The 21115-nt window shown below is 51.6% G+C and carries 20 protein-coding genes; 15 read left to right on the top strand and 5 right to left on the bottom strand.

The window, feature by feature from the left end:
- Positions 1–259: 259 nt before the first annotated feature.
- Positions 260–1462, bottom strand: coding sequence for a BaiN/RdsA family NAD(P)/FAD-dependent oxidoreductase (locus ACX9GT_RS01155; protein WP_473189459.1), 1203 nt, complete (start codon positions 1460–1462; stop codon positions 260–262).
- 304 nt (positions 1463–1766) lie between these two features.
- Between ACX9GT_RS01155 and pitA the strand changes: the two genes are divergently transcribed.
- Positions 1767–3272, top strand: coding sequence for an inorganic phosphate transporter PitA (gene pitA, locus ACX9GT_RS01150; RefSeq protein ID WP_473189458.1), 1506 nt, complete (start codon positions 1767–1769; stop codon positions 3270–3272).
- Positions 3273–3336: 64 nt separating this feature from the next.
- Here the strand turns inward: pitA and uspB are convergent, their stop codons facing one another.
- Positions 3337–3672, bottom strand: a complete 336-nt coding sequence (gene uspB / locus ACX9GT_RS01145; RefSeq protein ID WP_459402892.1) for a universal stress protein UspB — start codon at positions 3670–3672, stop codon at positions 3337–3339.
- 639 nt (positions 3673–4311) lie between these two features.
- Between uspB and uspA the strand changes: the two genes are divergently transcribed.
- A complete protein-coding gene (uspA, locus tag ACX9GT_RS01140; protein ID WP_459400469.1) occupies positions 4312–4749 on the top strand; it encodes a universal stress protein UspA in 438 nt (145 codons plus the stop codon).
- Positions 4750–4933: 184 nt separating this feature from the next.
- A complete protein-coding gene (gdhA, locus tag ACX9GT_RS01135) occupies positions 4934–6277 on the top strand; it encodes an NADP-specific glutamate dehydrogenase (protein WP_473189457.1) in 1344 nt (447 codons plus the stop codon).
- A gap of 86 nt (positions 6278–6363) precedes the next feature.
- Here the strand turns inward: gdhA and ACX9GT_RS01130 are convergent, their stop codons facing one another.
- The 3 genes from ACX9GT_RS01130 to prlC form a co-directional block, all read right to left on the bottom strand.
- A complete protein-coding gene (locus ACX9GT_RS01130) occupies positions 6364–8256 on the bottom strand; it encodes a 5'-nucleotidase C-terminal domain-containing protein (protein WP_473189456.1) in 1893 nt (630 codons plus the stop codon).
- Between the two features lie 181 nt (positions 8257–8437).
- Complete coding sequence (gene rsmJ, locus ACX9GT_RS01125) at positions 8438–9184, bottom strand: 16S rRNA (guanine(1516)-N(2))-methyltransferase RsmJ (protein WP_473189455.1); 747 nt, start codon at positions 9182–9184, stop codon at positions 8438–8440.
- An 8-nt stretch (positions 9185–9192) separates the two neighbouring features.
- Positions 9193–11235: an oligopeptidase A gene (gene prlC, locus ACX9GT_RS01120; RefSeq protein ID WP_473189454.1), complete on the bottom strand. Its 2043-nt coding sequence runs from the start codon at positions 11233–11235 to the stop codon at positions 9193–9195.
- Positions 11236–11441: 206 nt separating this feature from the next.
- Between prlC and ACX9GT_RS01115 the strand changes: the two genes are divergently transcribed.
- The 12 genes from ACX9GT_RS01115 (at position 11442) to ACX9GT_RS01060 (ending at position 21113) form a co-directional block, all read left to right on the top strand.
- Positions 11442–11807: a toxin-antitoxin system TumE family protein gene (locus ACX9GT_RS01115; protein WP_473189453.1), complete on the top strand. Its 366-nt coding sequence runs from the start codon at positions 11442–11444 to the stop codon at positions 11805–11807.
- 4 nt (positions 11808–11811) lie between these two features.
- On the top strand, positions 11812–12195 hold the full coding sequence (locus ACX9GT_RS01110) for an HVO_A0114 family putative DNA-binding protein (protein ID WP_473189452.1): 384 nt from the start codon (positions 11812–11814) through the stop codon (positions 12193–12195).
- Between the two features lie 295 nt (positions 12196–12490).
- Positions 12491–13717, top strand: a complete 1227-nt coding sequence (locus ACX9GT_RS01105; RefSeq protein ID WP_473189451.1) for a tyrosine-type recombinase/integrase — start codon at positions 12491–12493, stop codon at positions 13715–13717.
- Positions 13714–14490: a hypothetical protein gene (locus ACX9GT_RS01100; RefSeq protein WP_473189450.1), complete on the top strand. Its 777-nt coding sequence runs from the start codon at positions 13714–13716 to the stop codon at positions 14488–14490. Before ACX9GT_RS01105 ends, ACX9GT_RS01100 begins: the two co-directional genes overlap by 4 nt.
- A gap of 110 nt (positions 14491–14600) precedes the next feature.
- Positions 14601–14882, top strand: a complete 282-nt coding sequence (locus ACX9GT_RS01095; protein WP_473189449.1) for a helix-turn-helix transcriptional regulator — start codon at positions 14601–14603, stop codon at positions 14880–14882.
- 14 nt (positions 14883–14896) lie between these two features.
- On the top strand, positions 14897–15784 hold the full coding sequence (locus tag ACX9GT_RS01090; protein WP_473189448.1) for a BRO family protein: 888 nt from the start codon (positions 14897–14899) through the stop codon (positions 15782–15784).
- Complete coding sequence (locus ACX9GT_RS01085; protein ID WP_473189447.1) at positions 15768–17522, top strand: hypothetical protein; 1755 nt, start codon at positions 15768–15770, stop codon at positions 17520–17522. The genes ACX9GT_RS01090 and ACX9GT_RS01085 overlap by 17 nt, the downstream gene beginning before the upstream one ends.
- Positions 17515–17748, top strand: coding sequence for a hypothetical protein (locus tag ACX9GT_RS01080; protein WP_473189446.1), 234 nt, complete (start codon positions 17515–17517; stop codon positions 17746–17748). Before ACX9GT_RS01085 ends, ACX9GT_RS01080 begins: the two co-directional genes overlap by 8 nt.
- A complete protein-coding gene (locus tag ACX9GT_RS01075) occupies positions 17741–18031 on the top strand; it encodes a hypothetical protein (protein WP_473189445.1) in 291 nt (96 codons plus the stop codon). Before ACX9GT_RS01080 ends, ACX9GT_RS01075 begins: the two co-directional genes overlap by 8 nt.
- A complete protein-coding gene (locus tag ACX9GT_RS01070; RefSeq protein WP_473189444.1) occupies positions 18028–18366 on the top strand; it encodes a hypothetical protein in 339 nt (112 codons plus the stop codon). Before ACX9GT_RS01075 ends, ACX9GT_RS01070 begins: the two co-directional genes overlap by 4 nt.
- Positions 18363–20429: a DUF927 domain-containing protein gene (locus ACX9GT_RS01065; protein WP_473189443.1), complete on the top strand. Its 2067-nt coding sequence runs from the start codon at positions 18363–18365 to the stop codon at positions 20427–20429. Before ACX9GT_RS01070 ends, ACX9GT_RS01065 begins: the two co-directional genes overlap by 4 nt.
- A 441-nt stretch (positions 20430–20870) precedes the next feature.
- On the top strand, positions 20871–21113 hold the full coding sequence (locus tag ACX9GT_RS01060) for a hypothetical protein (protein WP_473189442.1): 243 nt from the start codon (positions 20871–20873) through the stop codon (positions 21111–21113).
- The last annotated feature ends 2 nt before the right edge of the window (positions 21114–21115 follow it).

Here is a 21115-nt window from a genome sequence, read left to right as displayed (position 1 = left end):
ACCCCTATATGATTTTGCTATCACCGATAAATAAAACACATACCGTGCTGAGTTCTGCTCACTGCAAAATAGTGGGATAACCTTAACGGTGTTCTCATTTTTTACGGCAATTATTGGGGGGAGTGCTCCTGTTATTCTTCAGGAATATACGCCGCCAGAGAAACACGGCACATGCCCAGTAACCCGCTAATCGGTACAATTTGCCTATCTGTAAGCTTTGTTACTCGGCGCTTCGGGGCGAAAGAGCCGATTGGCAGTGTTACTTCGCCAAAACAGCGGCCACCGCCTGCGCGCAGGCCCAGGCGGAACTCCAGGCCCACTGGAAGTTATATCCCCCTAACCACCCTGTCACATCTACCACTTCGCCGATAAAGTACAGGCCCGGCACGCTGTTCGCCTCCATGGTTTTGGAAGAAAGCGCTTTGGTATCCACGCCGCCCAATGTCACTTCTGCGGTGCGATAGCCTTCGGTGCCGTTCGGCTGTACCCGCCAGTTTTGCAGGCTCTCGACCAATGTGGCCTGCTGGGCTGGGGTGAGCTGTTTCAATGTCGCTTCCGGCAGTTGCCCCAGCGTTTGCAAAAACTCAACCAGGCGTTTTGGCAGGTGCAGCGCCAGGGTGTTTTTCAGGCTTTGGTTAGGATGGGCCTGCCGCTGCTCATTCAGAAAGCCCATCAGGTCTAGCGTAGGCAGTAAGTTAATACTCACAAACTCACCCGGTTGCCAATAGCTAGAAATCTGCAAAACCGCTGGGCCAGAAAGGCCGCGATGGGTAAACAGAATGCTTTCGCGGAAGCTGGTGCCATTTTCCGCTGTGACCACCGCAGGCACCGAAACGCCGGAAAGCGTCTGGGATTGCTCTAACAACGGTTTGTGCAGGGTAAACGGCACCAATGCGGCACGGGTGGGCAAGACTTTCAGGCCAAACTGCTCCGCCAGCTTGTAACCGAAGGGCGATGCCCCCAAGCCCGGCATTGAAAGCCCACCGCAGGCGACAACAAGTGAGCGAGCACTCACTTTTTCACCATTCAGCGCCAGCTCGAACCCACCGTCGGTTTTTTCTACGCTCAGCACTTCGCTGCGCAAACGCATCGTCACCTGGCCGAGTTCGCACTCCTTCACCAGCAGATCAACCACCTGTTGCGCCGACTCATCGCAGAACAACTGCCCCAGCGTTTTTTCGTGGTAAGCAATGCCGTGGCGATTAATCAGATCGATAAAGTCCCACTGGGTATAACGCGCCAGCGCAGATTTACAGAAATGTGGGTTGTTCGAGAGATAAGCCGCCGGTTCGGTATACAGATTGGTAAAATTACAGCGCCCACCGCCGGACATCAGGATCTTGCGGCCCGGTTTTTTGCCGTTGTCGAGCAGCAGCACCCGGCAGCCGAGAAGCCCAGCCTGCGCAGCACAAAACATCCCCGCGGCACCCGCACCTATCACTACGACATCAAACTGTTCCACCTGAGCCTCTCTGAGCAAAAAAATCACCATCGCGGTAAAAGCGCGCTATTTTACGCCGTTTCGCTGCCTGCAACCGTTAAATCTGCGGCGGAGGATTGTAAAGGCATCAGACCACCAACGCTACCGTAAGAAAATGTTAGCAGGCGTAAATATCGGTAATATGCTGATAGTTATTCGATTAGTCAGGCCGCTAACGTTCTTTTGTCACATTGAAATCAAAAAAACGTCATATTTTCCTTTTCCCCGACACCGGTTGTCACAGATAATGCGCGGCGTTCATGTCCACCAACCTGGCGTAACGCTTATGCTACATTTGTTCACTGGCCTGGATTTCCATACCGGCCTGATGTTAATCCTCGCATTGATGTTTGTATTGTTCTATGAAGCCATCAACGGCTTTCACGATACGGCCAATGCGGTTGCTACTGTAATTTATACCCGTGCTATGCGCTCGCAAGTTGCGGTCGTGATGGCGGGCGTGTTCAATTTCCTTGGCGTCATGCTCGGCGGCCTGAGTGTTGCCTACGCCATTGTTCATTTGCTACCCACCGATCTGTTGTTGAACGTCAGTTCAACACACGGGTTAGCCATGGTCTTCTCCATGTTGTTGGCGGCAATCATCTGGAACCTCGGTACCTGGTATCTTGGGATACCGGCGTCCAGTTCGCACACGCTGATTGGCTCCATCATTGGGGTCGGGTTAACCAACGCGCTCGTTACCAGCACATCGGTAGTTGACGCGCTGAACGTGCCGAAAATGATCAGCATCTTCCTGTCATTAATCTTCTCCCCGCTGATTGGGTTGATTATTGCCGGGCTGATGGTGTTTGTGCTGCGCCGTTATTGGAGCAAGACCAAAAAACGCCAGCGCATCCATATGACCCCGGCAGAGCGTGAGAAGGTCGACGGCAAACGTAAGCCGCCGTTCTGGACGCGTATTGCCCTGATCCTGTCGGCTATCGGTGTGAGTTTCTCGCACGGTGCCAACGACGGTCAGAAAGGTATCGGTCTGATCATGCTGGTGCTGATCGGCGTTGCTCCGGCCGGTTTTGTACTCAATATGAGTGCCACCGGTTATGACATCACCCGTACGCGTGATGCCGTCGCTCACCTACAGCAATTCTATCAGCAGCATGGGGATTCCCTTTCCCATGTGATCGCCCAGACTCCGCGAGTCCCTACGCCGGAGGAAGCGTCTCAGACGCCTAACCAACCGGCTGAGTTCCATTGCGACAGTTCACGCGCCATGATCGCCGTAGAGCGTTCCCTCGAGCTGCTGAACAATCTGCAAAGCTACGATCAACTGACGGTGGAACAACGCAGCCATCTGCGCCGCCTGCTGATGTGCGTAACGGATACGGCTGGCAAAGTGGCCAAGCTGCCGGAAACCTCTGCGGACGACCAGCGTTTCCTGAAGAACCTGCGTTCAGACCTGCTGGCAACCGTTGAGTATGCGCCGATGTGGATTATCGTTGCGGTAGCCTTGGCGCTGTCCCTCGGTACCATGGTGGGCTGGCGACGCGTTGCCACCACTATCGGTGAAAAAATCGGTAAGAAAGGCATGACCTATGCACAGGGCGTGTCGGCTCAGATGACTGCCGCACTGTCGATTGGCGTGGCCAGTTACACCGGTATGCCCGTTTCCACCACCCAGGTGCTTTCTTCGGCGGTTGCCGGGACTATGCTTGTGGATGGCGGCGGCGTACAGAGTAAAACCGTGAAGAACATCGCGCTGGCTTGGATACTGACCCTGCCGGTGTCGATTCTGCTTTCCGGTGGCCTGTACTGGCTGGCTCTGAAGCTGATTTAAGCATCAGGCATGACGTAAGAAAGGCGGCCCAGGCCGCCTTTCTTTATGCTAATAAATCAAGCATCTAATACCAGATCGCCATGGCTAGCAGGCTAAGAAGCACCAACCCGCACAACTCTGTCGTCAGCAGAAACTGACCGCGCACACGCTGGCAACGGCGGATAAACTCTGGATCGTGATGCTCGCAATAACGTTGCGCAAAGATATAGCGCACCAGGCGTATCTGTTTACTCGGTTGGCCGTGCGAAGTAAAAAACCCCCCGCCATCGACGTATTGATACAGCAACGGGTCGCAGCCGCGTAAAACCACCAGCAGCGCACGCAGAGAAGAGTAATAACGAGCCATATTAATCACACATACCACACACAAAGCCCAAAATAGCGCGACGGTACTCATCATGATTGCCCCCTCAAGGGCGTTGCGATCCCGGCCAACCGCCGGGCCAACGGCCCTAACTCTACCCAATGCTGCCGGAGCCTGTGGCTCCCATCCTCCTAGCACCTTTAAATGGCCACGCATTATCACAACCTCTGGCCGACGGGGCATCGATACGCAAAGTGCGTATGAAGCACCTTGCGGCTCAGAGGGGATAGGGTGAAGCCCATATTCACTATTGTAGGACACTGAAATGCAAACTGACTTGAATCCTGTATAAAATTTAACGCAATGGCTAAATTTGTCATCTACCGCTTGGTTATAAATCATAACCGTAACCACCATGCGGAGGAGAATGTAAACTCCTCTTTACTCAAGAACGCTGATAACTCAACGGGTAAAACGGTAGATAACCACATAAACAATAGGATTTTTTGTTACATCAGTGTAAAACTAAAGAGGTAGACGTCAGTAAGGTTGATACCCTAAATAACGCATCTGCAACTTGAAGTATGACGGGTATATTGATGCAATGCAGTGTGATCGCACATACATATCACTGTGTTATCTGAATGGTACTATGCAGGTAAGGCGCAAGCGCCAAGCTGGAACACTGAATGCCTGCCAACCCTTTAATCGGCATTATCTGGAAGGAGTATTCTCATGGCTTACAAACACATTCTGATCGCGGTTGACCTATCACCGGAAAGCAAAATTCTGGTAGAAAAAGCGGTATCCATGGCGCGACCTTACAATGCCAAAGTCTCCCTGATCCACGTTGATGTTAACTATTCTGATCTGTATACCGGCCTGATCGATGTCAATCTCGGCGATATGCAGAAACGTATCTCCGAAGAAACTCACCAGGCGTTGACCGAACTGTCGCAAAATGCGGGCTATCCGATCAGCGAAACCCTGAGCGGCAGCGGCGATCTGGCACAGGTGCTGGTCGATGCCATCAAGAAATATGACGTGGATCTGGTGCTGTGCGGCCACCACCAGGATTTCTGGAGCAAGCTGATGTCTTCTGCACGCCAGTTGATCAACACCGTACACATCGACATGCTGATTGTGCCGCTGCGTGACGAAGAAGAAAAGTAAGTATTTGCTAACCCCGCTTGCCAGCGCCCGCCTAATGCGGGCGTTTTTCGTTGTATAACCCTTATTTATTACTTGTTATTCAGCCTCCCCCCGGTGATATAGTCGATATAGACACAACATCCTCCCCAACTGTGAGCTACATCTATAAAAACAGGGGAACCCAAATGCTAAAAGGAGTTTATTCATGGAACAAGCTGTATCACTGGAATCGTTTCTAACCTCGCTAAAGCGCCATAACTCGCATCAACCGGAATATTTGCAGGCAGTACGTGAAGTTTTCACCTCATTGTGGCCCTTCATCGAACGCAACCCACATTACCGTGATCACGCATTGTTAGAGCGCCTGGTAGAGCCTGAGCGCATTATTCAGTTCCGCGTCAGCTGGGTGGACGATCGTGGGCAGGTGCAGGTAAACCGTGCTTACCGCATCCAGTTCAACTCGGCCATCGGCCCGTATAAAGGCGGCATGCGTTTCCACCCGTCGGTCAACACCTCTATTCTGAAGTTCCTCGGCTTTGAGCAAACCTTCAAGAACGCCCTGACCACGCTGCCAATGGGCGGTGGTAAAGGCGGTTCAGACTTTGATCCGAAGGGCAAAAGCCAGAGAGAAATCATGTGCTTCTGTCAAGCGCTGATGACCGAGCTTTATCGCCACCTGGGCCCAGACACCGATGTGCCTGCTGGGGATATCGGCGTAGGCGGCCGCGAAGTCGGCTTTATGGCTGGCATGATGAAGAAACTGTCCAACAACACCTCTTGCGTGTTTACCGGCAAAGGCCTGTCGTTCGGCGGCAGCCTGATTCGCCCGGAAGCAACCGGTTACGGCCTGGTTTACTTTACCGATTCAATGCTGCAACGCCACGGCCTGGGTTTTGAAGGCATGCGCGTAGCGGTATCCGGCTCCGGTAACGTGGCGCAATACACCATTGAGAAAGCGTTGGAACTGGACGCTCGCGTGATCACCGTTTCCGATTCCGGCGGCACCGTGGTGGACGAAGCGGGCTTCACCACCGAGAAACTGGCTCACCTGGCAGAAATCAAGAACCAGCGTTATGGTCGCGTAGAAGATTACGCTCGTGAGCGTGGCTTGACCTATCTGGCAGGCCAGCAACCGTGGAACGTGCCGGTGGATATCGCTCTGCCTTGCGCCACCCAGAACGAACTGGATCTGGACGCGGCAAAAACGCTGATCCGCAACGGGGTAAAAGCCGTAGCAGAAGGCGCCAATATGCCAACCACCATTCAGGCTACCGATGCCTTCCTCGAAGCGGGCGTGCTGTTCGCACCGGGCAAAGCAGCCAATGCCGGTGGCGTGGCCACTTCCGGGTTGGAAATGGCGCAGAATGCCGCGCGCATTAACTGGAAAGCCGAAAAAGTGGATGTTCGCCTGCGCCATATCATGGCGGATATCCATCAGGCCTGCGTCGAATACGGCGGCGAAAGCAAGCAAACGCATTACGTTCACGGTGCCAATATTGCCGGGTTCGTTAAAATTGCTGACGCGATGCTGGCTCAGGGCGTGCTCTAATCCCTGCTCAGAGTGATCTATTTAATGCCGGTGCTCCAGCCGGCATTAATTTTGCCTGATTGATTCCCTTCTCTGCTGAGCCAACCTCAGTTAATCGCCTCAATAATCACTAACCGATCGTGCAACCGCTGTTTGAGCACCGGATCGGTCGCCGCCTGCGCCTGTTGCTCCAATACCGCAATCTGCTGCCGCATCGCCTGCGAATCGCTGAACAACAGTTCCTTCACGTTGATGGAAGCCACATTGCTGTAACGACCATCGTCAGTAGTGGGTATGCTGATTTTGCCGTCGTTCAGCAGTTTTTCGACGATCTTGCGCTCACGTTCATAACCTTCCAACCCGACCAGTTTCCAGCGCTGCATCGCTTTGCCCTGATATTGGCCCTGCTTCACCTCGGTCAGATAACGGATAGTGAGATTACGGATCGTGCCCGCCTCTTCGCCATATTCGGCCTTGGTATCTGAAAGCACCGGGAACTGCATACCTGCCAATACGCCGTCTTTCTGCGTCAGGTGGCCCATACGATAGCTGTTCATCCCCAGGCGAATCGGCATGCTGTCGGTTACAGGGGTGCCGTCGTTCAGTTTCAGATCGGTGATCCGTTGCCCAACCGGTTTACGCAGATCGATGGTATAGGTCACGCCGTCAAAGAAGTCGTTGGTGGAATATTTGGAGGCGCGGCGCTGGGGGTTAAAACTGTAGGTCACATCACCGTCATGCTGTTGATTGAAGTAATCTGCGGACCACTCCATATACTTTTTCAACTCTTTGCCGGTAAGTTGGTAAACGGTGATTTCACCCCCAGCATATTGATAGTTAAAAGCGATATCTTTGGCGGTAATAGTACCCACGTTCAGCTTTGGCCGATCGTTATCGATCTGTAACGCGATCACCTGCGCCTGCGGTGCATAGTAGCGAGCGGCTTCCTGATACAGCGCGCTGATGCCGGTATCCTGAATATGTACCTGCGGGATGCCCTTCACCGCATCCGCTGGCACCAGATCCTGCCCCGTCAGTTGCGCAATCGGCCGGTTAGCATTGGCGCGCAGAACGGTATGGAACGGCTGATAGATCTCTTCCAGCTTTTTGTCGGACGCCATTCCTGTGATCGGATAGGTGTAGCTGTCTTTATTGATCAGCACATACTTGCCGTTCTGCTGCTCGAATTGCAGATCGATACGCGATAGCGCACGGCCATATTTATCCGGTTCGGTAACAATCACGCCATTGATCAGCTCTTTATCCACTTTGACGTGCATATGCCCGGCCACGATCGCCGCCAGTTCCGGATTGGCGCGCGCAATATCCCCCACGCCGGTGCCTGGCCGCTGGTTCTCATTATCGATCCCCATATGCGCTACCAGCACGATCGCATCCACCTGGCCTTGGATCTGCTGGATCACGTTTTTCACCGCCTGCACCGGATCGGTAAATTTCAGGCCATCAATGCGATCGGTCCCTTTGGCAAACTCGGCGGTCATCGGCGTATCCATGCCGATAATGCCTATTTTCACCCCTTGCCGTTCAACGATTTTGTAGGCGGGCAGGTAAGGCTTGCCGCTTTGCCAGAAAATATTGCCCGCCAGCGCTGCCCCGTTAAATTGGCTAATCGGGGTTGCCAGCACTTTCAAACCAAAATCAAACTCGTGGTTGCCCATCACCCACACGTCGTAATTCAGCGCGTTAAAACCCAGGATCATCGGGCTGGTTTGGTCATTCTTGAAGGTTTCAACAAAGTTGCCCTGGATGGTGTCACCAGCATCCACCAGAATCACGTTCGGCTGCTGGGCACGTACCTGGTGCACCTGAGTCGCGATCTGGCTCAGGCTACCCGCCAGATTTTCGGTATCCGTGGAGTAATCCCAAGGCACAAAGGTGCCATGCAGATCGGAAGTGCCCAGAATGGTGATATTTACCGGTTCAGCGGCCATCGCAGAGGTGCTCAAGCAAAGTAGCAAGGACAGAAGCGTCTTTTTCATAATGTGATTTAATCATAGGTAATTGTAATTAAATGGGATTATGCGAGGCACATTCCAAACTTACCAGCAGCATTGCAGAAAGAGCCTAGGAAGTGTGAGAGGGTTCAATGATTGACCGGCAACTTTCCCCCTACCAACGAAAGGTTAGGGGGAAAATCTCTTGGCCAAATAATCTGCCGCTTTATAGCGGCATATAAATATCGAAACGGTGATTTTTGGTGGTGGTTGCGGCATGAGCGGGAACATCCGCCAGCGGTGGCGCGTAGTCCGGGCGTTTCACCACAATGCGCTTGGTGGCCAAGCGGCGAGCCGGTTCAAGCAAACCGTCTGCATCATCATCACTGCCCACCAGCGACTGAAACACCCGCATTTCTTTTTTCACCAGCGCACTTTTCTGCTTATGCGGATACATCGGATCGAGGTACACCACTTCCGGGCGCGGCTCGAGATCCGCCAGCGCCGTCAGGCTGGAAGCGTGCAGCAGCGTCATGCGTTCGCGCAGCCACAGGCCGATCTCGGCATCCTGATAGCCACGCTGCAAACCGTCGTCCAACAAGGCAGCCACCACCGGATTGCGCTCCAGCATGCGCACCTGGCAACCGAGCGCCGCCAGCACAAAGGCATCGCGCCCCAGCCCGGCGGTAGCATCCACCACGCTGGGCAAGTAGTTGCCCTTAATGCCCACCGCTTTGGCAACCGCTTCACCACGGCCGCCGCCGAAACGCCGCCGGTGCGCCATCGGGCCTGCGACAAAATCAACGTAGATCGCGCCAAGTTTCGGCTCATCGCGCTTGCGCAGCTCCAACCGCTCCGGCGTCAATACCAGCGCCACCAGCGCATCGTCGTCGGAAGTCAGCTGCCAGCGCTCCGCCAGAATAGACAAGGCGCCGGGATCGGCGCCTGCTTCACACAATAAAAACACGCTCACGTGGCGAGTTATCCTTTAATACCGTAATGGCGCAGCATAGCATCCAGCTTTGGTTCGCGGCCACGGAAGCGTTTGAACAGTTCCATTGGTTCTTCAGAACCGCCGCGCGACAAGATGTTATCCAAGAAGGATTTACCGGTTTGTGCGTTGAAAATCCCTTCTTCTTCAAAGCGTGAGTAAGCATCTGCCGACAGCACTTCTGCCCACAGATAGCTGTAGTAACCCGCCGCGTAGCCACCGGCAAAGATGTGGCTGAACGCATGGGGGAAACGGCCCCAGCTTGGCGAAGGCACGACCGCCACGGTTTTCTTCACGTCAAACAGCGTTGGCAGGATCTGCGCGCCGCTCGAAGGGCTGTATTCTGCATGCATACGGAAATCGAACAGGCCGAACTCCAACTGGCGCAGGATAAACAGCGCCGCCTGATAATTTTTTGCTTCCAGCATCTTATCCAGCAAGGCTTTTGGCAGCGGCTCGCCGGTCTCGAAATGACCAGAGATAAACGCCAGCGCTTCCGGCTCCCAGCACCAGTTTTCCATAAACTGGCTAGGCAGCTCGACCGCATCCCACGGCACACCGCTGATACCAGCCACACCGGCGGTATCGATCTGCGTCAGCATATGGTGCAGGCCGTGGCCAAACTCGTGGAACAGGGTGGTAACTTCGTTATGGGTAAACAGCGCCGGTTTATCACCCAGCGGGCGGTTAAAGTTGCAGGTGAGATAAGCCACCGGCTTTTGCAGCTCGCCATTCGCCTTGCGCAGGCTGCCGACGCAGTCGTCCATCCACGCCCCGCCGCGTTTGTTCTCACGGGCGTACAGATCCAGATAGAAGCTGCCGCGCAGTTCACCGTTAGCGTCGAACAAATCGAAGAAGCGCACTTCCGGATGCCAAGTATCCACATCTTTACGCTCTTTGGCGGTAATGCCATAAATACGTTTCACCACTTCGAACAGCCCTTCGACGACGCGCTGTTCTGGGAAGTATGGGCGCAGTTGTTCGTCGCTGATCGAGAACAGATGTTGCTTCTGTTTTTCACCGTAATAGGTGATGTCCCAGGCCTCAAGTTCGTCCACACCGTAATGCTGCTTGGCGAACGCACGCAACTGCGCCAGTTCCTGCTCCGCCTGCGGACGCGCACGCTTGGCCAAGTCGTTCAGGAAACCCAGCACCTGTTCTGGGTTTTCTGCCATTTTGGTGGCGAGGGATTTATCGGCATAGCTGGCAAAACCCAACAGCTCCGCCAGTTCATGGCGCAGCGCCAGCGTTTCTGCCATCACTGCGCTGTTATCCCATTTACCGGCGTTCGGCCCCTGATCGGAAGCGCGAGTAGCAAAGGCGCGGTACATCTCTTCGCGCAGCGCCTGGCTGTCGGCATAGGTCATGACCGGCAGATAGCTCGGCATATCCAGCGTCAGCAGCCAGCCTTCCTGCTCTTTGGCCTGGGCCATCGCCTGCGCTTGCGCCAACGCGCTTTCCGGCAGGCCACTCAGTTCATTAACGTCGGTAATCAGCTTGCTCCAGCCCATGGTGGCATCGAGCACGTTGTTGCTGTAGGTGGAGCCCAATTCAGAAAGGCGCGCAACGATCTCACCGTAGCGTTTTTGTTTCTCTACCGGCAGGCCAATGCCCGACAGTTCAAAATCACGCAGCGCGTTTTCCACCGATTTACGCTGTGGCGTAGTCAGTTGAGCGAAGCCTGCGCTCTCTTTCAGGCTGCGATAGGCCTGATACAAACCTTCGTGCTGGCCCACCCAGGTACCGTATTCAGACAGCAGCGGCAGCGCCTGCTCGTAGGCTTCGCGCAGCTCTGGGCTGTTTTTCACCGCGTTCAAATGGCCAACCGGCGACCAGATGCGTGACAGACGATCGTCAGACTCTGCCAGCGGCTGACACAGGTTTTCCCAGGTAAACGGCCCCGGCTGAGCGACCACGCGCTCCACCGCAGCACGGCAGTCAGCCAGCGCGGATTGCACCGCAGGCACGATATCTTCAGGGCGAATCGCCGAAAATGGCGGCAGGGAAAACGGGGTCAGCAACGGATTGGTCATAAGGGCAGTCCTGATTGGCGTTGTGGGCCGGATGCGGACATCAGGCCGAGTAAATACGAATGTCTTACTAACATGGTGCCAAATGGCAGGAAAATCAATGGCGGCGATTGAGGGAAAGTGCCATTAGGGGGCATAGGGTCTTTTATGGTTTGAACTTTAAGCAGTATATAGTTATGATTAGATCATAAGTATCACAAGGAAGCGATATGCAACATGATTCTAGTTTAGAGTATCCACTTGAATTACATGGGCAAAAAGTCAACCGAGAAGATGGTTACTGGTGGAAAGTTGAAGCATGGCGGGTTAAACCCAATAGTTTTATTCCACATGGCATTCGATACAGCCTTACGGTGCATGATAAGCACAATACGAGGGTATTTGGTATGGATAATGCCCATGCCATCAAGCCACCGAAAAAAGGCAAACATGCGGGCCGATTGGTGTATGACCATATTCATAGAACCCCCAGTGATAAGGGATACCCTTACGAGTTTACCTCCGCGTCCCAACTGATTCAGGATTTCTTTGAGAAGATGGATGAAGTCATCGCGGAAAGAGAAAAGAGAGGTTAGCACAATGAAAGCACTGATCGGTGTAATGCCAGAAGAACTCATTCGCAAAAGAACGCTGGCGATCGCCAAAGGTGAATACAAACCTGAACCTAATGAGCCAAAGGTCTGGTTTACCTCCATGATTGCTTTAGCGCAGGTGCTAAGCAACGAGAATATTTCGCTGCTACGCATGATGGATGAACAGAAACCGGAAACGCTAACGGAGTTAGCCGAGCTCTCAGGACGAAAAGTCAGCAACCTGTCGGTTACCCTGAAAACACTTAGCTCACATGGCTTTGTTAGGCTGGAAAAAACCGGGCGCAGCGTGAAACCTGTGGCACTGTTTACTGACTTCGATATCCAGGTAGACCAAAAATATGCCACAATGCAGGCACAGAAAGTCGCATAACCATAAGCCTGGTTTGCCCGGGCTTTTCACATCTAGATTCATCAGCCTGCCAGAATAAATGCTTTCGATAATAGTATTTTAAATTCAATCGGATAAATACAAATGTTAAGTTACCGCCACGGTATGCATATTGTGTTTTTGTGTTATAGCCATTTTTAACTCATTCATTATATTTCAATAAGTTAACCTTAAAATATACCTGTATATTGTTTCAGTGTTTTTTGTGGTTTCTGTAGTTATGTGCAACACTGTGAGGTAATCCGTGGGGTAACAAAAAGCGAGATGAAACCCAATCATGGCAACCTCGATCAATCGGCTGACAGATAGAAAATTAAAGTCACTGCTTGGCGTTCGCGCTGAGAAGCTCACCAAGATATCGGACGGTGGTGGGTTGATGGTACGCATCACCAAAGCGGGGGCTATCACCTGGCTGTACAAGTACCGCCTTGGTGGCCGTGAGACTGAGGCTATTCTCGCCACGCTGGGCAAGTATCCTGATCTCACTTTGGCAAAAGCGCGTGAAATGCGTGACCAGTGCCGCCGCTGGCTGGCCGAGGGCCGCGATCCGCAACGGATGCTCAAATTAGACCGCGAAACCACACTGAAGCCCGTCACCGTTAAAGATGCCCTGGAATATTGGCTAACTGAATATGTTGACGGCAATCTTGTTAACGCCGTTCGATATAGAGAAAGGTTCGAGATCCACGTTTACCCCCATATCGGGGATATGGCCCTATCTGATTGTGAAACCCACTATTGGCTAAAATGCCTTGCCCGTACAAAGAAGAAAGCGCCAAGCGTTGCGGGCATGATCCTGCAAATGTCACAGCAGGCGTTTAAATTCTGCCGTATTCGTCGCTATGCCGTTTGTAACGCCCTTGACGGATTATCAGCGCAAGATATTGGTGTAAAGCATAATAAGCGAAAAAGAGTTTTAACTAATCGCGAATTAACCGATCTGCTGGTGGCTCTGAATAGTGATTTCTTCTCACCTTATTATCAGGAATTGTTCTACCTGCTGGTGGTCTTTGGTGCTCGAACCGTTGAAGTTAGATTGTCTGGCATGAACGAATGGGACTTAAACGCAATGCTGTGGACGGTTCCAGAAAAACACAGCAAAACGGGTGAGAAGATAATAAGGCCAATTCCCGAAAGAATATTACCTAGAATTAAACGACTCAAAGAGGTTAATAAAAACTCCGGGTATTTGCTTGGTGAGTTCAAAGAGAATACCGCCGTTAGCTCTACAGGTGGTCGAGTCTGTGAAAGGCTGGGCCATTCCGAACACTGGCGCTTGCATGACCTCCGTCGCACCTTCTCAACCGGCATGAATGATCTGGGTGTCCCTCCGCATATTGTTGAGTTGTTGCTAGGGCATACCCTAGGCGGCGTTATGGCCGTCTACAACCGCAGCCAGTACCTACCGGAGAAACTGGACGCGCTAAACAAGTGGATAGACCGGCTGGAAGTGCTGGCGGGTAATCATGAAAACGTTGTTATTTTAAAGGCTGGTGAAAAATGAATAATGAAAATAAAATTTCATTACCAGAAAGGGATTACTACCCTTTAAATAAAGTTGCAGAAAGATTAGGTTGTGACATTCAAGATTTATTCCATTTTGCTGCGAGAGGAAATCTAACAATTAGCATGATGATGCCTTTTCTTGTCGGCGCAAGGATATCAGTTCATGGGGATATGACATTAAATGTTTTAAGCGACATCAATCTTGAGAGAATAGAAGAAAAGCAAATGATTGATGAGATAATGATTACAAACCTTTCAACAATATACGACGTCTCAATAAGTTCAGAGTACAATGGTTGTTTAGCTGCCACTATTGGTGGCGTATGGGACTTAAATATGGGGGGCGCTGAAATGTTTGAATGCTTTGGTTATGCAACGACAAAAACCATAGGTTCGATTTATCCAACTGGATTAGATGAAAGTATTGATTTTTATGCTCACTTTGAAAGTAATCACGCGGAAATAAAAAGTAACCATCTCTGTGTCACTAAGGAAAACCTTTCATTCATATGTGGGGAAGAAATTATTAGTAATATTAAAAAAGATAACAAGAGACCGCATCTGACAGAGTATCATTCTAAAAAAAGAGAATCTGTGCTGATGGCAGCTGTTTATATGAAGGTTAACCACCCGAATTTATGTAATAACAATACGAAATGGGCGGAGGCAATAAATGAACATGCTCACAAATTCTGGGAGAATGGAGTGCCACCATTAGCAATAGACACCATTACCGACTTATTAGGTAAAGCTCAATCAGTTTCTAAGTGACCCCCGAGTTAGGCTAACTTCCCCCTCAGTTAGCCTAACTTCCCTACCAAGTGGGTTGCAAAACATAAAGAATAGCTTTCACGGAAAAACAGTAAAACAGTGAGAGCAATATGACTAATCAATATACCCCACCCACACCAGAGCAGCGCCGCGCTATCCTTGCTGAATCTGGCCATATCTACGACAAGCGTATTCGTGAGCGTGAATGCCAGGACATTACCAGTTTATCCCGTACAACCCGCTGGAAGTTGGAGAACGAAGGCAAATTCCCGCCTCGCTGCCACTTTGGCCGTAATTCCTGCGCCTGGCTTCTCAGTGATGTGCTGTGGTGGGTTCGCAATCCTCCGGCAGTGGAAAACGTCAATAACCCATACAGCCGCCGTTCTGCTTAATTAAGGACTGAAATATGAAAACTGAAAATATGGCGATTTCGCCAGGGCAATCTGTTGTCAAAATTCAGGAAAGCGATATTAGCTCTTTCGAGTTTAAGTCTGTAGGCGGTGAGGTATTGGCAGCGGTGCGCACCGCGCTTGTCGGCCAGGCACCGTGGTTTTTTGCCGTTGATGTCTGTGAAGCATTGGATCTGAAAGATACCAATAAGGCGCTACTTGCCGTTGATGATGAGGATAAATGCGAACACGAACAGTATTCGGGTTCAGGTCGCAAACCTTTACTGGTCAATGAATCCGGCCTCTATTCGTTAATCATAAAAAGCCGTAAGCCCCAGGCAAAACGCTTTAAGCGCTGGATCACGGCAGAGGTGCTACCGGAAATTCGCAAGACCGGTGGCTATCTCCTCCCGACCATGAAGACCGAGTTACCTGATTTTACAGATGAAGTGGCCGCTGCCCGTGCGTGGGCTGATGCTCGCGAAGAGGGCCGCAAGGCTCTGGCCCTGAGCTACCAGCAGGCTGAATACATTCACCACCTGGAAAGCCTATTTGCTGACGGCTTGAGCCCCGTTCAGTTCTGCAAGCGTTTAAACGGCGTTAACACCAGCCGCATTAATGCCTGGCTCTCTGATAAAGGCTGGCTTTTCGATGAAAACCCTAATGGACGTCACGCACGCTGGCGCGTGTATGCGTATGCCAGGGATCGGTACCTAACGGAAAAGAATACTCGGGTTGCTCACGGTGAGGGCTTCACCGCCTTCACACCAGTTCTACTGCGTAAAGGGGCTGCATGGATTTACCGCCATTACCTGAAGGGTGAATTACCCATGAAGGCTAACTGGAACGGGGAATATACACACGATAAGGAACTGGCAGGGGGCGACAATGCAGGAGCTGAATAAAACAAAAGCGGCCTTGCCGGGCCGCCAATGTCACTACACAAAACAAAGTCAGCTTATCACACTGATCGATCAGGTCAACCGGTGCGATTATGTTCGCATCGCTGGTGGTTCTAAAGCCGGGATTTCCCGGTTTTTAGCTGACGGCTCTAAAGGTGAGATTTCTCACCTTTTCGCTGACGGTTTTAAATGGGAGTTTTCTCCTCTTTTAGCTGGCGGAACCCAGCCGGTGGCTGAGTTCGATATCAGGCGGGTTTTAGCCAGAGTGCATAATTGCACTTTGGAACAAAATCAATCAGTTACTAATTCTGGCACTGAGCAGGAATTAATAAATATCAATTGGTTACTTTTAACCGCGCCATCGGCGCAGTTCAATAAATTAGTAGCTCAAATTGAGCCGCTAAAACCAGCCTTGGAAACTACAGGAATTCCTGTAGTTACCTTTTACTCAGTCAGAGGACAAGTACCTGTTACCGGAAATCCGGTATCGGCGCATACCCATAAATACACGGCTGGTTTTTACATGTGGGATTTTCCCATATCTAACCGGCTGATAAGCAAGCAAACCTCAAATCTGAGGTTCGTCACTCATTTAACCGCGCCGCTGGCGCAGTTCGATCTGGTGGTGTATGCGGCATTGCCGTACACCCCTTTTCTACCTAACCGGCTGATTGGAAAGCAAAGCGTAAAATTGCGCTCTGTCACTCATTGGAACTACGAAACTTTCGTAGTTCAGTCTTTCGGTTCTTCCTTGGCTTTCTTGCGCTGGCGGCGTTTGATCTCACCTTTGATTGAGGCAACCACGAAGCCCGCTGTGCTTTCGCCTTCTTCTTTTACTTTTTCAAGTTCATCAATTAGTTCTAAAGGAACTCTTGATACAATTTGTTGTGACTTGTTGTTTCTTGAACCCGTTGCCATGACTGAATTTCCTTCTTATAGGTGGCATTCAGTATATGCAAAAATAAAATACAATCAATACTTGAAAGTGGCATTCACTTTGTTCTATGGTAAGTGCATGCCACCTGCTATGGTGCAGCATAAAACGCAACGCCCCGGAGTGCTAGGAACACTACCGAGGCGTCTAACCACCACGTTAGAAGGACTAACGCTATGGCTGACATCAAGTCTACCCAAACTCGCCCTAACTTTACATTCCTGTTCCTGGCTATTCACTCCACTGGTGGAAAGCCAACCGTGTTACGCACCGAAGCTGACACAGAAGAAGGAGCCCGCCTCAATTTTGAGGGCGCTGATTTCACTCTTATTTTTGCTGCACAGATCCGCACCGAAAGCCCGTTGCAGCTTCACAGGATTGATCTGGATGCTAACCGTATCGAGTTCATTCACCAGCGCTACCAAACCTCTACGGAGGTGCGCCATGTCTAACCTGGTCGATAAAACCCCGCTCACTGCCACAGAGCTGGCGTTTCAGTGCCTGGCGCTGACCCATGCCGCCCTATTCTCGGATGAGCCTGCCGTAAAAGAATCGCTGCTGTTCGTCCTGCTGGACAGGGTAGACACACTGCATGAAATGTTGCCGGAAAAATGCCAGACCTGCAGTGAGCTGCCAGCAGTAGGCGATCGTTACACGCAAAACGATGGCGGAATGGCGGCAATCGTCAAAGAGCTTGCCAGTAACCGCGTGTTGTTCTCCTATGAGCAATACCCAGGAGCCAGCCATGATTATCCGCTGGAAGGCTTCATTAGTGAGTTTACCCGGCAGGGGGTGAGCCATGTCTAAGGAATTAACGCTTACCCGGGCATCAGAAAAAGCCTACCAGTTAGCCTCGCTCTTATCCGTGGTATCAGCGCATCGGTTTGATGGGGTTGATTCCGCAGATGGTGGAAACCTTGTGGATCTTGCCAGCGATCTAGCTGGAGAGGTGGCGGTATTTCTGGGTGACCTCTCAGCAGAAGAACGCCAAAACGTTGCAAATTCACGCCAAACGGGAGGTCACCATGCGTAAAGATGCTTATTGGCTGGTCAATGACTGCCGCACCGTGCCTCTGGAGGAAGCCGCAGAGCTTGAGCAAACAGCGAAAGTAGTTCATGACAGTATTATCGATGGGATCTCTGCCATTGGTAGCGTGATGTTTTGGGCTGCTGAAAGTGAAAATTATGACGCTGAACAGGCAAAAATAGACATGCTCAAGTTAGGTGACATGCTCAAAAACCTTGCCCGGATTGCCGAAGGTGTCAAATGTGCAGAGGAAAACCTCGCTTACCGGTTACGGGGGAAAAAGCAATGATCAGCCCACTGAAATACAACGAACTGGTAAAGCGTGTAGAAGCGCTTGAGCTGGCTTTAACCTCCCTGCTGCGTAAAGACACTCTGCCGGAAGGCATGGCCCCATTAACCACCCTGGCTGCTGAAATGGGCCTTTCCACCAGCAAGGCGGAAGAACTGGCGCGCAACTGTGGCGTAATGATTGTGAAGCAGGGCCACGGCCACATTGTGCATGAAGCTAAGTTCCGTGAAGCGGCGCTGATCATCATCAAGGGAGCCAAGCGCAAATACGGCAGTAAATACTGGTATCACCCGCTGATCGGCAAATTCACCATGACCAGGGGGCCGCAGCTATGAGCAAACCGCAGAGGGTTAATACCAGCCAATGGCCTGATGAGCTGTTTTCCTGCGTCTACCGCTGGGTTAATGGCCGCCCGGTAGAGAAAGCCATAGCAGCAAAAGCCATCCTACGGACAGCAGCAGGAACGCCGCTCAATGAGCTGGCAAAAAGGCTCAGTACGTTTGCAATCGGTAACATCACGCCTGAATGGCTGACAGAGAACGGTTTTGCTTCCAATCTGGCCCCCGAACCGGCCAGGGAGAAGCGCGAAGCGGTAGTACTGGAATTTATCGACCGTAAAGAGCTGGTGACCTTACTGGCTGATGCTGATCGGATTAACAGTATATTTAACGCAGTACCCCCAGCGGTTATTAAAGGTAGGAAGACACTCGCCAAACCCAAAGACGACATGAAGCCGTATGTGGATGAACGTAAGGGCGGCATGTATTGGATTGAACCAAAGCTTGATAAAGAAACCGGCGAGATTACCGAGAAAGAGAGCTGGTTAAGTGCGCCTCTGGCTGTCACTGGGATCGGAGAAGATGAAAACGAGCGATATCTGGTGTTGAGCTGGAAGCCAGAGGGTGGTAACCGCGAACGTATAGAGGCGTTGCCGATGCGTGATATTGGTGAGCGTGATGGTTGGGCGAAGTTACGTTCGGGTGGGCTGTCTATCACGGCAAAAAGCAGCTTGCGCGCCATTCTGGCCGATCACCTGCAACGCAGTGGCAACCGTGAGATGTGGGCCATTGCCAGCGCGTCCGGGTGGCAGTGTGGCGCGTACATCATGCCGGACGGTGAAGTCATCGGGGAGCCTAAAACCCCGGTTCTGTTCAACGGCAGATCAGCTGCGGCTAGAGGTTACACCGTCAAAGGTACGGTGGAGAGTTGGCGTGAAAGTGTGGCGATGCTGGCCCAGGGGAACCCGTCAATGATGTTGGGTATTGCCTGTGCGCTTGCTGCACCATTGATCGGCATCGCTGGGGCTGATGGTTTCGGCGTCCATCTGTTCGGTGGATCGTCAGCAGGTAAAACCACCACCGGCAACGCAGCCAGCACCGTCTACGGTGAGCCAGATGCACTAAAACTCACCTGGTACTCTACCGCGCTGGGGCTGGTAAACGAGGCAGCAGCGCACAATGACGGCTTTATGCCGCTGGACGAAATCGGGCAAGGGAGTAACCGCCGCGCGGTGGCTGATGCTGCTTATGCCCTGTTTAACGGCGTGGGTAAGATCCAGGGGGCAAAAGAGGGTGGTAACCGAGATGTGAAACGCTGGCGAGCAATGGCATTCAGTACCGGCGAAATCGATATGGAAAGCTATATCCGGGCCGATGGGGGCAAGGTAAACGCGGGTCAATTGGTGCGCCTGCTGAACGTACCGATCAGCAAGGCAGCGGTGTATCACGGTCATGCAGACGGTAAGGCCCATGCGGATGCAATGCGCGACGCCTGCAAGGATCACTATGGTGCGGTGGGCCGGGCGTGGATAAAACAGCTTGCCAGCCAGAAAGAAGCCTCAGGCGAAGCTGTGCGGGTTGCGGAACGCCGTTGGTTAGGATTGTTGCCTGAAGAGGCCAGCGAGCAGGTGCGGCGTGTTGCATCACGTTTCGCCGTTCTGGAAGCTGCGCTGATCCTTTCACTGCCCCTGACTGGCTGGGAAGCTCAGGAATGCCGGGACGCGCTCCAGCATAGCTTCAACGCCTGGGTGAATGAGTTTGGTATGGGAAACCGTGAGGCTAAGGCCTGGGTAGAGCAGGCAGAAGCATTCTTGCAGCGCTATGGATACAGCCGTTACTTACCCTATCAGAATGCCGATCCGCGTGACTTACCGATAAAGGATCTGGCTGGGTATCGCGTAAAGAGCCGGACAGGCGAGGAAATGATTTTCCATACCTGGCCGAGCGTCTTCAAGGATGAGATAGCGATCGGTGCCAACTATATCGCCTTTGCTCAAGTTCTGGCTGATGCCGGTATGCTGGACAAGCCGAAAAAGGGGATAACCAAAAAGACGTTGGTTCACGAGGGCAAGCAATGCCACTTTGTTGTAATGACCCTGCCTGTGGATGATGAAGAGTAATTTTCTCACATGGGATAAAAACAGGTCGGGTAAGTCGGGTAGTCGGGTACTTCTTTATAGTGTGTTGAGTATTAAGGGATTATTTTTGGAAATCTACCCGACCTCTACCCGACTTTGTAGCCATTTACCCGACCTGTAAAAAAGAGGTTTTTCTCTGGCTGGCCTATTTACCCGACCTTGAAGGGATTTACCCGACCTTAAAAAGGGCTAAAGTCGGGTAGATTTAAAAATTAAAAGCATTATTAATTAACTAGTTACGGAGATTTACCCGACTACCCGACCTAACCGACCCACTTTTGCTTATATATATAAAAATTTCGGCAGCAATCCATAATCAAGTGTTAAATAGCTGTTCGGAAGTTAACCTGTCAGTTCTGAGGCTTTTCTCTGGCTGGCTTAAATTCAAGCTAACTAATTAATATAGTAATCGGAGAGTGAAATATGAGTGAGATAGCAGAGTATCTTGATGATCGAAACATGGGAGATCTTGAGACAATGTCTCTTGATGAATACAAATATCATCTGGAGTGTGAGCATTTTTTATTTGTCGAAGGGCATGGTTTTCTGGTTGATGATTTTACAGGGCGGCGCTTTGCTGCTAGCCAAGAGCAACTTGACTTGCTGATCGCTTATTTGCAGAAACAGAGAGAAGGGATGTCGGAGCATGATAAGCGGTATCTTTAAAT

Source organism: Serratia sp. YWN4 (assembly GCF_055790845.1).
This window is presented reverse-complemented; position numbering and strand designations above follow the sequence as displayed.

Bases quoted from the DNA above. Each gene is read 5' to 3' on its own strand.
- ACX9GT_RS01065 (WP_473189443.1), top strand. From the start codon at position 18,363: ATGAGCAAACCGCAGAGGGTTAATACCAGCCAATGGCCTGATGAGCTG.
- ACX9GT_RS01105 (WP_473189451.1), top strand. From the start codon at position 12,491: ATGGCAACCTCGATCAATCGGCTGACAGATAGAAAATTAAAGTCACTG.
- ACX9GT_RS01130 (WP_473189456.1), bottom strand. From the start codon at position 8,256: ATGAAAAAGACGCTTCTGTCCTTGCTACTTTGCTTGAGCACCTCTGCG.
- ACX9GT_RS01090 (WP_473189448.1), top strand. From the start codon at position 14,897: ATGAAAACTGAAAATATGGCGATTTCGCCAGGGCAATCTGTTGTCAAA.
- ACX9GT_RS01070 (WP_473189444.1), top strand. From the start codon at position 18,028: ATGATCAGCCCACTGAAATACAACGAACTGGTAAAGCGTGTAGAAGCG.
- ACX9GT_RS01110 (WP_473189452.1), top strand. From the start codon at position 11,812: ATGAAAGCACTGATCGGTGTAATGCCAGAAGAACTCATTCGCAAAAGA.
- ACX9GT_RS01100 (WP_473189450.1), top strand. From the start codon at position 13,714: ATGAATAATGAAAATAAAATTTCATTACCAGAAAGGGATTACTACCCT.
- pitA (WP_473189458.1), top strand. From the start codon at position 1,767: ATGCTACATTTGTTCACTGGCCTGGATTTCCATACCGGCCTGATGTTA.
- uspA (WP_459400469.1), top strand. From the start codon at position 4,312: ATGGCTTACAAACACATTCTGATCGCGGTTGACCTATCACCGGAAAGC.
- ACX9GT_RS01080 (WP_473189446.1), top strand. From the start codon at position 17,515: ATGTCTAAGGAATTAACGCTTACCCGGGCATCAGAAAAAGCCTACCAG.
- prlC (WP_473189454.1), bottom strand. From the start codon at position 11,235: ATGACCAATCCGTTGCTGACCCCGTTTTCCCTGCCGCCATTTTCGGCG.
- ACX9GT_RS01075 (WP_473189445.1), top strand. From the start codon at position 17,741: ATGCGTAAAGATGCTTATTGGCTGGTCAATGACTGCCGCACCGTGCCT.
- ACX9GT_RS01095 (WP_473189449.1), top strand. From the start codon at position 14,601: ATGACTAATCAATATACCCCACCCACACCAGAGCAGCGCCGCGCTATC.
- uspB (WP_459402892.1), bottom strand. From the start codon at position 3,672: ATGATGAGTACCGTCGCGCTATTTTGGGCTTTGTGTGTGGTATGTGTG.
- ACX9GT_RS01060 (WP_473189442.1), top strand. From the start codon at position 20,871: ATGAGTGAGATAGCAGAGTATCTTGATGATCGAAACATGGGAGATCTT.
- ACX9GT_RS01085 (WP_473189447.1), top strand. From the start codon at position 15,768: ATGCAGGAGCTGAATAAAACAAAAGCGGCCTTGCCGGGCCGCCAATGT.
- ACX9GT_RS01115 (WP_473189453.1), top strand. From the start codon at position 11,442: ATGCAACATGATTCTAGTTTAGAGTATCCACTTGAATTACATGGGCAA.
- gdhA (WP_473189457.1), top strand. From the start codon at position 4,934: ATGGAACAAGCTGTATCACTGGAATCGTTTCTAACCTCGCTAAAGCGC.